We start from the raw sequence: 12,192 nt of genomic DNA on the forward strand, positions 1-12,192 counted from the left end.
GCGCGCTTCCAAGTCCCAGAACATGCTCGAAATCACCCTCGACATCTTCCTCGCCAGAAAGCGACTTCAGAGTCCGAATTGAACAGTCCCCTCAAAGGGGGAGAGGAACGGCTGCCGCTACGACGGTGCTCTTCCAGCTTGGGTTTCCTCTCCCCCTTCGAGGGGGGAGAGGTGGCGAGCGAAGCGCGACGGAGTGGGGGTCTGCGCGAGCTACTGCGTTCGCATGGTCTGCGCGACGATGCGCACCGTGCCGACCTGGGTGCCGATGGAGGCGTTGACGGGGGCGTAGAAGCCGGTGTCGGCGAGCGGGGCGAAGGCGATGGTGATGCGGGCGCGGTCGCGCAGATATTTCAAGGCGGAGCGGCTGGGACGGTAGCCGGCGACCGGCTCGAACCTGGCCGTGCAGGTGACCTGACCGTTTTGCGGCGAGCCTGCGGGCGACAGGCGCAGATTGGCGCGCATCTCGCCGTCATAGATGCGGATCGTGCGGTTGCAGACCTCGGCCGGGCTGTCGGCGCGCACGAGGGTCGAGGAGATGGGGTCGACCACGGAGGTCAGGTGTCCATCCTCGAGATGGACCCAATCGCCCCTGCGGGGGCGCGACGGCGGCACGTTTTCGGTCGTCGTCACATTGCCGTTTGAAAACCGGATCGCCGTGCGCTGCGTCTTCTTGTCGGAGCGATAGTTAAGGTCGTAGCTGCGCGGCGTGGTGCCGGTCTGCGACAAGACGCCCGAGACTGAAGTGGTGCCCTGGGTGCTGTCGAACAGGCGCGCCATGCCGGCGCTGGCGAGCGATCCTTCGATGCGAAAGGTTTCGTTGCCGATGACGCTGGTGAAGGACGCCTTGCCGACGGGGATGCCCATCAGCGTGATCGAATAATCCGTCTGGAAGGTCTGCGCGGCATTGGCGGAGCCGGCAATGGCAAGAAGGGACAATAGGGCGGCGGACATGGTGCGGACCATGCGAATTCTCCATGAAATCTGCGGCAGACCGCCCCTTCCCGACTGCCTGTTCGTCGATTCCTCTTTGAACGTGCGAATTCGGCGAATATATGTTGCCTTCAGCCGCGCCCCGCACGCTTGACCGGAACGGGAAATGCAACTAAGGAACGGCAACTTTTCCATGAGGCCGCCCGACATGACCCCGCGCGCCGACCATCTGGTGCGGGTTCGGGTCGTTGGCCGGTTTTGAGAAACTGAAGGTTTGAGACTATGTCCCGCGCATGTGAATTGACCGGCAAGGCCGTGATGACCGGCAACAATGTCAGCCACGCCAACAACAAGACCCGTCGTCGCTTCCTGCCGAATCTCGTCAATGTGACGCTGATGTCGGAAGCGCTGAACCAGAATGTGCGCCTGCGCATTTCGGCCAACGCGCTGCGCTCGGTCGAGCACCGCGGCGGCCTCGACGCCTTCCTTCTGAAGGCCGGGGTCAGCGATCTTTCGCAGCGCGCGCGCCTGCTCAAGAAGCAGATCGCCAAGAAGACGCAGGAACAGGCGACCGCCTGATTTTTCCGAGCTGAGCGTATCGACGGCGGGCGTTCCTTCATCGAAGGCGTCCGCCGACTGGTTCCATAACCCAGGTTAAAAAAATGCAGACCCAGAACGTTACCGTTTGGCCCTTCGTGGCCGCGATGTCGGCCATCGTCGTCGCCTCCAATATCCTCGTCCAGTTCCCCTTTCCGCATTTCGGCCTTCAGGACCTTCTGACCTGGGGCGCGTTCACCTATCCGATCGCGTTTCTCGTCACGGACCTGACCAATCGCCGCTTCGGTCCGGCCGCCGCGCGCAAGGTCGTGCTCGTCGGCTTCGCCATCGCGATCGTGCTGTCGGTGTGGCTCGCGACGCCGCGAATCGCAATCGCCTCGGGCTCGGCCTTCCTCGTCGCGCAACTGCTCGACGTCGCGATCTTCGACCGCCTGCGCCGGAACGCCTGGTGGCAGGCGCCGCTGATCTCGACGATCATCGGCTCGCTGGTCGACACGGCCCTGTTCTTCTCGCTCGCCTTCGCCGCGCGGTTCGCGGTGCTCGATACGGGGTTCGGGCTGGAGGACGGCTCACTCGGATTTGCGGTGCCGTTCCTGGGCGCGGAAGTGCCGCTGTGGCTGTCGCTGGCGCTTGGCGACCTCGTGGTGAAGATCGGCATCGGGATCGCCATGCTCGGGCCCTATGGCGCGCTGCTGTCGGTGCTGCGGCCGGCGCCGGCGGTGCGGTAACGGGTCACGTCGGCGCGCTTCAGTACCCCTCATCCGCCCCTTCGGGGCACCTTCTCCCACAAGGGGAGAAGGAAGAGCGCGCCTTCCCTTCTCCCCTTGTGGGAGAAGGTGGCCGAGCGAAGCTCGGACGGATGAGGGGTGGACCTCAATCCTCCGCCAGTTCAAACTCCAGATAGAGATTGCGCTGAATCCAGGACTGGTTGTCGTCCGACATGAGGGCGACGATCAGGCGGCCGTCGTTGCGGCGAAAGACGTCGAGGGCTTCCATGTTGTCGACGTGGTAGGCCATGTTGGCGTCGAGCAGGATGTCGCCGTCGACGAGCGCGCCGGGGCGGATGTCGCGCGCCGCAATCTGGCGCAAGCGCATGGCGACGCCGCGCGCGTAGGAGAAGCGGCGTTCCAGCAGCAGCAGGTCGCCGTCCGGCAGGAAGACGCCGTCGGTGACGTCGAACTCGTCGGTGCGGCGGATCTTGAAGACGCCCTTTTGCGGCCCTTCCAGAACAGCGGCGAAGATGTTGCCCTGGCGGTCGATCGACTTTTCGGCGACGACGATGCGGGCACCGGCCAGCGGGCCGTCGGCACTTGACCTTGCGACGGTTTCGAGGCCGGCATTGTAGCGCAGCTCGCCACGCGGAATCAGGAAATCCAGGTCGCGAATCGGGCCGGACATGCCGGCGCCATCGATCGCATATTCGGAAACGCGGGCGCGTCGCTCGAAGGAGACCGTCGCGATGCCGTCATGGATCGAGATGCCCTCGGCGTCGACGCGCTCCTTGTCGTCGATGGGGCGGCCTGCCTCATCCACCATCTGTTGCATCGAAAAGTCGCCGAGGCCGACCGGGACGCCATCCTCGTCGCGCCGGACCGTGCCGGAAAACCAGAAGCCGTGGTCGGCGACACCAAGGAAATCCCCGCCGGGCGAGAGAAACCGGAAGCCGGACAACTGGCCGAACTCTCGCCGGTCGCCGGTCATCGAGAACCCGCCGACGAAGGTCAGGCGGCCATAGTCGCCTTCGGCGCCGGCGACGCGGAATTTTTCGATGGGACGGAATTCGAGGGCCACCGGAAAGCGTTCGGCGGCAAAAATCGGGCCGGCAAGCGCCAGAAGCGCAAGCGATGCCGTCAACAGGCGCGCGATCAACCCGCCCGACGCTTGAACCCGCGCGACGAGCGGGCGTTTTCTTCCTCGAACAGGCCGGCCAGTTGCTCGGTCATCGCGCCGGCCAGTTCCTCGGCGTCGACGATGGTGACGGCGCGGCGGTAGTAGCGGGTGACGTCGTGGCCGATGCCGATGGCCAGAAGCTCGACCGGCGAGCGGGTCTCGATCAGGTCGATCGCGGCGCGCAGATGGCGCTCCAGATAGTTGCCCGGATTGACCGACAGCGTCGAATCGTCGACCGGCGCGCCGTCCGAGATCATCATCAGGATCTTGCGCTGCTCGGGCCGCGCGATCAGGCGCTGGTGCGCCCATAGCAGCGCCTCGCCGTCGATGTTTTCCTTGAGCAGGCCCTCGCGCATCATCAGGCCGAGATTGCGGCGGGCGCGGCGCCACGGCTCGTCGGCGGACTTGTAGATGATGTGGCGCAGATCGTTCAGGCGGCCGGGATTGGCGGGCTTGCCGCCCTTCAACCACTTCTCGCGCGCCTGCCCGCCCTTCCACGCCCGCGTGGTGAAGCCGAGGATCTCGACCGAGACGCCGCAGCGTTCCAGCGTGCGGGCGAGGATGTCGGCGCAGGTGGCGGCGACGGTGATCGGGCGGCCACGCATGGAGCCGGAATTGTCGAGCACCAATGTGACGACCGTGTCGCGGAAATTGGTGTCGCGCTCGCGCTTGAAGGAGAGCGGCTGCATCGGGTCGATGACGACGCGCACAAGGCGCGCCGGATCGAGCGAGCCTTCCTCGAGGTCGAACTCCCACGAGCGGTTCTGCTGCGCCATCAGGCGGCGCTGGAGACGGTTCGCGAGACGCCCGACGACGCCCTGCAAATTGGCAAGCTGCTTGTCGAGGAAGGCACGCAGGCGCTCCAACTCCTCTTCGTCGCACAGTTCGGCGGCGCTGACCGTCTCATCGAACTCGCGCGTGAAGACCTTGTAGTCGATCTCCTTCGGCAGATTGGCGAAGGGGTCATTGGTGCGGCGCGTCTCGCCCGGCGTTTCGGCGTCGAGCTCGTCGTCGTCGGCCATGTCATCGGCGGAGGCGTCGGTCGCCTCGGTTTCGCCGGCCTCCTGGTCGTCGCTCGTCTCCTGCGAATCGTCGGCCTGGGACTGGTCGGAGCCCGAATCGTCCTCGCCGCCATCGTCGGCCGAATCCTCGCCCTCGGGCTGGTCGTCGTCATTGTCCTCGGTGTCGTCGGACTGCTCGTCCTCGGCAAGGTCCTCGGCCATGTCCATCGAGGCGAGCATGTCTCGCATGACGCGCGCGAAGGCCTGCTGGTCGTCGACATTGGTCGTCAGGCCGTCGAGCGTGTCGCCGGCCTTGTCCTCGATCCAGTCACGCCAGAGCGAGACGACGCGCTCGCCGCTCTTCGGCGCCGCGCGGCCGGTCAGGCGCTCGCGCACCATCAGCGCGACAGCCTCTTCGAGCGGCGCCTCGGACTGCTGGGTGACGGCGGCGAGATTGGCCTTGGAGTATTTGTCCTCCAGCATCGAGCCGATATTGTCGCCGACGCCGGTCATGGCGCGCGAGCCGATCGCCTCGACGCGGGCCTGCTCGACCGCGTCGAAGATGGCGCGGGCCTGCTTGCCCTGCGGCGCGAGCTTCGAGTGGACGGCATTGTCGTGACAGGCGCGGCGCAGCGCCATGGAATCGCCGATGCCGCGCGTGACCGCGATGTCGCTCAGGCTCGGCTTGCGCGGCAAGTCCGGCAGGCGGGCGCGGTTGCCGGTCAGCGCCGGCTTTTCCTTCGCGAAGGTAACTTCCATCTCGGCATCGCCGGAGATGGCGCGCACGCACAGCGACAGCGCACGCTTGAAGGCGTCGGTGTCGGCGCCCTTGCCGTTCTTCGCCCTCGAATTGTCGCCCGGTCCGGCCATCTTTTTCCGTTACGCCAGTACGACGTTGGCGGCGGATTCGGGCAATTCCTGGCCGAAAGCGCGCTGGTAGAACTCGGCAACGACGGAGCGCTCCAGTTCGTCGCACTTGTTGAGGAAGGTCAGGCGGAAGGCGAAGCCGACATCCTTGAATATCTCGGCATTTTCGGCCCACATGATGACCGTGCGCGGGCTCATCACGGTGGACAGGTCGCCATTGATGAAGGCCGAGCGGGTCATGTCGGCAACGCGGACCATCTTGCCCACGGTGTCGCGGCCCTTGTCGTTGCGGAAGTGCTTCGCCTTGGCAAGAACGATGTTCACCTCGTCGTCATGCGGCAAGTAGTTCAGCGTCGTGACGATGGACCAGCGGTCCATCTGCGCCTGGTTGATCTGCTGCGTGCCGTGATAGAGGCCCGTCGTGTCGCCGAGGCCGACCGTGTTAGCGGTCGCGAAGATGCGGAAGGCGGGGTGCGGGCGGATGACGCGGCTCTGGTCGAGCAGCGTCAGGCGGCCGGAGGATTCCAGCACGCGCTGGATGACGAACATCACGTCCGGGCGGCCGGCATCGTATTCGTCGAAGACCAGCGCGACATTGTGCTGGTAGGCCCAGGGCAGAATGCCATCCTTGAACTCGGTGACCTGCATGCCCTCGCGCACGACGATCGCGTCCTTGCCGACGAGATCGATACGGGAGACGTGGCTGTCGAGATTGATGCGCACGCACGGCCAGTTGAGACGGGCGGCGACCTGCTCGATATGGGTCGACTTGCCGGTGCCGTGATAGCCCGAGACCATGACGCGGCGGTTGTAGGTGAAGCCGGCGAGGATGGCGAGCGTCGTCTGCTTGTCGAACAGATAGTCGGGATCGATGTCCGGCACATGGCTGTCCGCCACCGAATAGGCCGGCACAACCATCTCGGATTCGAAGCCGAACGTCTCGGCGACCGGCACAGTCGTGTCGGGCAGGTTTGCGATGTCGCGGTCAACCTTGTTCATCATGTCTCCACACACGGCAGCCGGGCCGCCGCTCGTCAAATCTCGTTGCTGGCCATCGTTTACCAGACGGCGCGATCAACACAAACCGGCTTGTTTGAGCATCCGGTATGCCTGGATGACATCGCGAAACCGGTCTTCGGACGCGCGGTCGCCACCATTGGCATCGGGGTGATGCCGCTTCACAAGTTCCTTATAGCGCTGCTTGATCATCGTGCCAGTCGCCGAGGGGTCCAGGCCCAAGGTTTCCATGGCCTTGGCCTCAAGCGACTTCAGCTTGCGGGTGCGCGGGCGGTCGGACGGGTCGATGCCGTCCTTGAACATGCCGTAGGGATCGCGCATGCGGCCATTGGGCCCGGCGCGGCCCGAGCGCTTCTGGGAAAAGTCGGGCGAGGCCTGCGCGCCCTTGTTGACGCCCATCTTCCAGGTCGGGCGGTGGCCGGTCAGCGCCTCCTTCTGGAAGCGCGCGATGTCGCCTTCGGCGAGACCGGAGAAATAATTGAAACCCTTGTTGTACTCGCGCACGTGGTCGAAGCAGAATTTGAAATATTCGCCCTCCGCCATGCGGCCGACAGGCGCCCGGTGGGTGCCCGGTTCGTTGCAGCCATCCCACTGGCAAACGGGCGCGCTCGTCGCCCGCTCTGCCTCTGGCGAGCGGCGGACCTTGATCTTCTCGAAATATTTCGAATAGGCGTTCATGGAAACTCGTTACCGTCGAACCGGGAATTATGGGTGCTTCGGCGCGCGAAACAAGAATTGACATTCGGCCGACAATGAACGTCCTGCCGGTGATTTGGCAATCAGCGGCATCGGGCCGCATGAAGGAGACGGATATGACGATGAAGACAGCCATCGAAGACAAGCTCACGGAGCGGTTTCGTCCCGACCGGCTCGCGGTCATCGACGAAAGCCATCTCCATGCCGGCCACCATCACCAGCATTCTGGCGAACATGAGACGTTCGACGGCTCGGGCGAGACGCATTTTCGCGTCCGGATCGTCGCGCCGGAATTTGCCGGCATGAGCCGGATCGCACGTCACCGTGCCGTCAACGACGCACTGGCGGGCGAACTGGCAGCGGGCGTCCATGCGCTCGCCATCGAACCGGCCGCGCCCGGAGAGGCGACGCGCTGGTGAGGCTTATTCGGCCGGCGGACGTACCGGATCGACTGCCGCCGGCTCCGGCTCGCGCGCAGGCGGGGGAAGTTGCAGCGGCGGCGGCGCGATCGGGGTTGCGGCAACGTCGCCGAGCGGGCGGATGCGCAGCCGGGTGATCCGGTTCTTCTCGCGCTTCAGGACGACGAATCGCATGCCGTGGAAGGTGAAGGCCTGCTTTTCCTCGGGAATCATCTGCGCTTCGTGGATGACGAGACCGGCGATGGTAGTGGCCTCCTCGTCCGGCAGGCTCCAGTCGAGCGCGCGGTTCAGGTCGCGGATCGGCACGAACCCCTCGACGACGACGGAGCCGTCGGCCTCCTGCTTGACGCCCTGCATCTCGACATCGTGCTCGTCGGCGATCTCGCCGACGATTTCCTCGATGATGTCTTCCAGGGTGACAAGCCCTTCGACCTCGCCATATTCGTCGACGACGATCGCGAAATGCGCCTTGCGGCGGAGGAAGGCAGTGAGCTGGTCCTGAAGCGTCGTCGTGTCCGGCACGAACCACGGCTTCGAGGCAACCTTGAGGATTTCGATCCGCGAGAAATCGTTGCCGACCTCGTTGAGCGCGCGCAACAGATCCTTGGCGTGGATGACGCCGACGATATTGTCGGTCGAGCCGCGCCAGAGCGGCAGGCGCGTATAGGGGCTCTGCAGGATTTCGCGAACCACCGCCTCCGGCGCCTCGTCGGCATTGACCGAGCGCATCGAGGTGCGGTGGACCATGATGTCGGAGACTTCGAGTTCGTGCAGGTCGAGAAGGCCGCCGACGCGGTCGCGATCATGCTTTTCGAGCCCGCCCTCGCGCTGCAGCACCTCGACGGTGCCGCGGATTTCCTCATGCGCGGACAGGAGATTATCGTCGCGGCCGAGATGGATGCCGAACAGGCCGAGCAGGGCGCGGACGATGAAATTCACCCCCACCGAAAGATGGCCGAAGATCAGCACCACGAACTGCGCGAAACGCGACACCGTCAGGGCAAACTGCTCCGGCTTCGACAGCGCCCAGGATTTCGGCAGGATTTCGGCGAATATGACGAGCAGGACCGTCATTCCGACGGTGGCATAGACGACACCGGCCGAGCCGAACACCGTCAACAGAACGCTGGTGGCGAGCGAAGAGGCGAGGATGTTGACGAGGTTGTTGCCGATCAGCAGCGCGCCGACCATGCGGTCCTTGCGCTCGATCAGCCGCGAGATCACGCCGGCGCGGGCATCGCCATTCTGCTCGAGCGTGTGAAGGCGCGCGCGGGAGACGGCGGTCACGCTCGTTTCGGTGCCCGAAAACAGGAAGGACAGCATGATCAGAAAGATGATGATGGCGATCGTCAGGATCATGCCGGCAGATTCTCCGTCAGGAAGGCGAGCACGTCGGCTGGCGATACGTCCCTGGCGATGAAGGACCGACCGATGCCGCGGGTGAGGATGAAGGTCAGCGCGCCGCGCGAGACCTTCTTGTCCTGCGCAATATAGGTCAAAAGCGCCTCGGCGCCAGGAAGCCCGCCGGGAACGTCGGCCATTCTGGTCGGCAGGCCGACCTCGCCCAAATGGCGCTCGACGCGATCGGCGTCGGCGGGGTCGAGAAGGCCGAGGCGGGCGGAGAAGCGGTGCGCGAGCACCATGCCGATCGCCACCGCCTCGCCGTGGACGAGACGCGCGCCGTCATAGAAGGTGGCGCCTTCCAGCGCGTGTGCAAAGGTGTGGCCGAGATTGAGAAGCGCCCGGTCGCCCGTCTCGCGCTCGTCGCGGGCGACGACATCTGCCTTCGACTGGCAGGAGCGGCGGATGGCCTCGACGCGGGGCTGGCCGCCGGCGAACACCTCGCGCCAGTTCTGCTCCAGCCAGGCGAAGAAATCGGGCTGGTCGATGAGGCCGTATTTGGCCATCTCGGCATAGCCGGCGCGAAATTCGCGCGGCGAGAGCGTGTCGAGCGCGGCGGTGTCGGCGATGACGAGCGCGGGCTGCTGGAAGACGCCGACGAGGTTCTTGCCGCGCTTCGTGTTGATGCCGGTCTTGCCGCCGACGGACGAATCCACCTGCGCCAGAAGCGAGGTCGGCGCCTGGACGAATTCCATGCCGCGGCGCACGATGCCGGCGGCAAAGCCGGTCAAATCGCCGATGACCCCTCCCCCGAGCGCCAGCACGCAGTCATTGCGCTCGAAGCGGCCGGCAAGAACGAAATCGACGACCTGTTCGAGCTTCGCGAAGCTCTTGGTCGCCTCGCCTGCCGGCAGAACGAGGATTTCGTGGGCGATGCCGGAGGCATTCAGCGACGCTTCGAGGCGCGGCCACTGGCTGGCTGCCACGTTTTCATCGGTGACGATTGCGAGGCGGGCACGCGGCAGGCGCGCGGCGATGGCGGGACCCGCCTCCTCCAGCACGCCCGGGCCGATCAGGATCGGATAGGATCGCGTGCCTAGCTGGACATCGACGCGGCTCGTCATCTCAGGTCACCTTGGTGATGTTTTGCGCCAGCCTGGCGTCGACGGCCTCGATGATCTCGGCCGCGATGGTGCCGTGACGTGCGTCGCGGCTGACGATGGTCACGTCGGCCTCGCCATAGACGGGATAGCGATCCTCCATCAGCTTGCGCATCACCGCGCGCGGATCGGAGTTCTTCAGGAGCGGCCGGTTCTGGCGGCGGGCGACACGGTCCATCAACGTGTCGAGATCGGCCTTGAGCCAGATCGAGATGCCGTTGGCGCGGATCGCAGCGCGGGTGTCCGCATTCATGAAGGCACCGCCGCCGGTTCCGATGACCGCCGGGCCATCGGCGATGAGACGGGTGACGACGCGCTGTTCGAGCGCGCGGAATTCGACCTCGCCATAGGCCTCGAAAAGCTCGGGCACGGTCATGCGCGAGACGCTTTCGATCTCGTGGTCGCTGTCGGCAAAGGGGAGCTGGAGGGTCTGCGCAAGCTTGCGGCCGACCGAGGTCTTGCCGGCGCCCATCAGGCCGACGAGAACGAGCGTCTTCGTGCCGATGCCGGCACGCACGCGCTCCACCAGTCCTGCCATATCCGTCGCGCCCATACCCTGCTCCACGCAAGGGGTATCGACAGGAACGGCGCCAACGTCAAGCTGGGATGAACACGACTTATGCTTGCACTCGCACACGCGGCGTCCCATAAAGAAACACGCAAGCGCGGCGGACTGACGGGAGACCGATGCCTACACTTTTCCGGTTTCTGATGACGCTCCTGATCCTGGCCGGTATCGCCTACGGAGCAATGTACGCGCTGGTGCTGTTCGTGGAACCCAATCGCGGCGAGTTGACGGTTCGCATACCGCCGGAACGGTTGCAGCCGCCGCAGTGAAGCGAAGGCTCAGCTCAAGAGATTGAACAGCAGCGTGATCGCGATCAATGCGGCCAGAACGAGCATGGCCAGCCGGAAGTAGCCGAACGGGCCGTAATTTGGGCCGGGCGGCAATGGCTCGGAGTTGTCGCCCTGATGGTCGCCCATCGCAAGACGTGCCGCACGTTCCAGATTCATCATGTGAGCGACCATTACCGCCTCCCATTTCAAGCTGCCTGAAAATCAAACGGCGCACCCGAAATTCCGTTCCCGAGGAATGATCGCAAAAAAGAATGAACGTTACGGAACCCGTTCGTGTCGAAACAGTTAACAGGCACAGTGAAGTGGCCCGACGCCACCCCCCTCCAATCGCCCCCCCCCGCGAACGGCGCTTCACTGATTGAAGGAGAGCGTATCCCCCGAACGCCTTCTTCGCCCCCTCCAAAGCCGGCCCTTCGTGGCCGGCTTTTTTTTCGCCTGTCGACAAGGTCGAAGCGGTCAGATTTCGAAATTGCCTTCGGGAATGCGCAGGCGATAGTCGAGGTGGCCGTCGGAAAATTCGAGCGAGGCCTCGCCTTCGACGGAGGCCGGCACGACGCGCTCGAGCGCAACGCTGCCGAAGCGCTTGTCACCCATGGCGCCCTCGGCGACGCGGGTGTTTTCATGCCAGTTGAGGAGGATGGTGCGCTTGCCCTCCTCGTCCTCCTCCAGCGTGGCGGAGAGGCCGACATAGCCGTTCGGCCGCGAAAGCGCGCCGTGGCTCATCGAATTGATGACGAGTTCGTGCAGCGCGAGGCCGATATGCAGCGCGGCGTTCGGATTGAGATAGGGATCGACGCCCTTGAGGCGGATCGAAAAAGCGGGGTCTTCGCAATAGCGGCTGACCTGTCCGGCGACAAGTTCGCTCAATGTCGCCCCGCGCCAGTTCGACGAGGTGACGAGATCCTGCGACGAGGCCAGCGACTGGATACGGCCGCGAAAGCGCGTCAGGAAAACGTCGATCGATCCTGAATAGCGGCCGGTCTGGGTCGCGATGCTCTGGATAATGGCGAGGAGGTTCTTCGAGCGATGGCTGACCTCGCGCAACAGCGTACGCAGCGTCTGCTCGCGGTGCTTCTGGCTGGTCACGTCCACGATGGTGGAGACGATGCCACTGATGCCGCCGCCCTTTTCACGGCGGGGATCGAGCCAGACGGAGAACCAGCGTCCACCGTCGTCCGCGCCCTGCCGGAATTCGTAGTGAGCCGACTGACCGCTTTCCAGCACCTGACGCTTGATCGCGATGGCCGCTTCGGCATCGGAAGCGGCGAGAAATTCACTGTCCGACTGGCCGACGATCGACGTGGCATGCCAGGAGGACGGAAGATTGTGGGCCCAAAGGACCTTGAGATGGGCGTCCTGGGCGATGACCGCCACACCGGCATTCTTCAACGCGGTCGCGAGCACGCGTTCCTCGTCGATTGTGTCAGCGGTCCCGAAACTCACCCTGAAACTGCC

14 protein-coding genes are annotated in these 12,192 nt (G+C 64.8%); 4 read left to right on the top strand and 10 right to left on the bottom strand.

Translation table 11 applies throughout. The features are described 5' to 3' along the window. Nucleotides 1–210: 210 nt before the first annotated feature. Nucleotides 211–963 (bottom strand): DUF3108 domain-containing protein, encoded by a 753-nt coding sequence (locus ACT6QU_RS18485; RefSeq protein ID WP_444564271.1) that lies wholly within the window; start codon nucleotides 961–963, stop codon nucleotides 211–213. Nucleotides 964–1,212: 249 nt separating this feature from the next. Between ACT6QU_RS18485 and rpmB the strand changes: the two genes are divergently transcribed. Continuing rightward, the gene (gene rpmB / locus ACT6QU_RS18490; RefSeq protein ID WP_024588414.1) at nucleotides 1,213–1,509 is read left to right on the top strand and encodes a 50S ribosomal protein L28; all 297 of its coding nucleotides are present in this window, start codon (nucleotides 1,213–1,215) and stop codon (nucleotides 1,507–1,509) included. An 83-nt stretch (nucleotides 1,510–1,592) separates the two neighbouring features. After that, on the top strand, nucleotides 1,593–2,216 hold the full coding sequence (locus ACT6QU_RS18495; RefSeq protein ID WP_444564270.1) for a queuosine precursor transporter: 624 nt from the start codon (nucleotides 1,593–1,595) through the stop codon (nucleotides 2,214–2,216). A 145-nt stretch (nucleotides 2,217–2,361) separates the two neighbouring features. On the opposite strand, the gene ACT6QU_RS18500 is transcribed toward ACT6QU_RS18495, so the two are convergent. The 4 genes from ACT6QU_RS18500 to ACT6QU_RS18515 form a co-directional block, all read right to left on the bottom strand. Continuing rightward, on the bottom strand, nucleotides 2,362–3,342 hold the full coding sequence (locus tag ACT6QU_RS18500) for an esterase-like activity of phytase family protein (protein ID WP_444564269.1): 981 nt from the start codon (nucleotides 3,340–3,342) through the stop codon (nucleotides 2,362–2,364). An 11-nt stretch (nucleotides 3,343–3,353) separates the two neighbouring features. After that, a complete protein-coding gene (gene cobT, locus ACT6QU_RS18505; protein ID WP_444564268.1) occupies nucleotides 3,354–5,249 on the bottom strand; it encodes a cobaltochelatase subunit CobT in 1,896 nt (631 codons plus the stop codon). A 9-nt stretch (nucleotides 5,250–5,258) separates the two neighbouring features. Further along, nucleotides 5,259–6,245 carry a cobaltochelatase subunit CobS gene (gene cobS, locus ACT6QU_RS18510; RefSeq protein WP_024588418.1) on the bottom strand — a complete coding sequence of 329 codons (987 nt, stop codon included), beginning with the start codon at nucleotides 6,243–6,245 and terminating at the stop codon, nucleotides 5,259–5,261. Nucleotides 6,246–6,320: 75 nt separating this feature from the next. Further along, nucleotides 6,321–6,941, bottom strand: coding sequence for a J domain-containing protein (locus ACT6QU_RS18515; protein WP_444564267.1), 621 nt, complete (start codon nucleotides 6,939–6,941; stop codon nucleotides 6,321–6,323). Between the two features lie 134 nt (nucleotides 6,942–7,075). On the opposite strand from ACT6QU_RS18515, the gene ACT6QU_RS18520 reads away from it, so the two are divergent. Beyond that, nucleotides 7,076–7,378, top strand: coding sequence for a BolA family protein (locus tag ACT6QU_RS18520; RefSeq protein WP_024588420.1), 303 nt, complete (start codon nucleotides 7,076–7,078; stop codon nucleotides 7,376–7,378). A gap of 3 nt (nucleotides 7,379–7,381) precedes the next feature. Here ACT6QU_RS18520 and ACT6QU_RS18525 read toward each other — a convergent pair whose 3' ends face one another. From ACT6QU_RS18525 to ACT6QU_RS18535, 3 genes are read right to left on the bottom strand one after another with little or no spacing between them, the layout of a single operon-like run. Beyond that, the gene (locus tag ACT6QU_RS18525; RefSeq protein WP_444564266.1) at nucleotides 7,382–8,737 is read right to left on the bottom strand and encodes an HlyC/CorC family transporter; all 1,356 of its coding nucleotides are present in this window, start codon (nucleotides 8,735–8,737) and stop codon (nucleotides 7,382–7,384) included. Beyond that, on the bottom strand, nucleotides 8,734–9,843 hold the full coding sequence (aroB, locus tag ACT6QU_RS18530; protein ID WP_444564265.1) for a 3-dehydroquinate synthase: 1,110 nt from the start codon (nucleotides 9,841–9,843) through the stop codon (nucleotides 8,734–8,736). The genes ACT6QU_RS18525 and aroB overlap by 4 nt, the downstream gene beginning before the upstream one ends. Before the next feature lies 1 nt (nucleotide 9,844). Next, nucleotides 9,845–10,432, bottom strand: coding sequence for a shikimate kinase (locus ACT6QU_RS18535; protein ID WP_444564264.1), 588 nt, complete (start codon nucleotides 10,430–10,432; stop codon nucleotides 9,845–9,847). Between the two features lie 134 nt (nucleotides 10,433–10,566). Here ACT6QU_RS18535 and ACT6QU_RS18540 point away from each other — a divergent pair, with 134 nt between their 5' ends. After that, nucleotides 10,567–10,716: a histidine kinase gene (locus ACT6QU_RS18540; protein WP_444564263.1), complete on the top strand. Its 150-nt coding sequence runs from the start codon at nucleotides 10,567–10,569 to the stop codon at nucleotides 10,714–10,716. A 9-nt stretch (nucleotides 10,717–10,725) separates the two neighbouring features. On the opposite strand, the gene ACT6QU_RS18545 is transcribed toward ACT6QU_RS18540, so the two are convergent. Both ACT6QU_RS18545 and ACT6QU_RS18550 read right to left on the bottom strand, forming a co-directional pair. Beyond that, entirely contained in the window at nucleotides 10,726–10,908 is a 183-nt protein-coding gene (locus ACT6QU_RS18545) for a hypothetical protein (protein WP_444564262.1), read from the bottom strand. 285 nt (nucleotides 10,909–11,193) lie between these two features. After that, nucleotides 11,194–12,141: a sensor histidine kinase gene (locus ACT6QU_RS18550; protein ID WP_444564261.1), complete on the bottom strand. Its 948-nt coding sequence runs from the start codon at nucleotides 12,139–12,141 to the stop codon at nucleotides 11,194–11,196. Nucleotides 12,142–12,192: the final 51 nt, after the last annotated feature.

Origin of the sequence: Aliihoeflea sp. (assembly GCF_052435475.1) — a bacterium.
Taxonomy (GTDB): Bacteria; Pseudomonadota; Alphaproteobacteria; order Rhizobiales; family Rhizobiaceae; genus Aliihoeflea.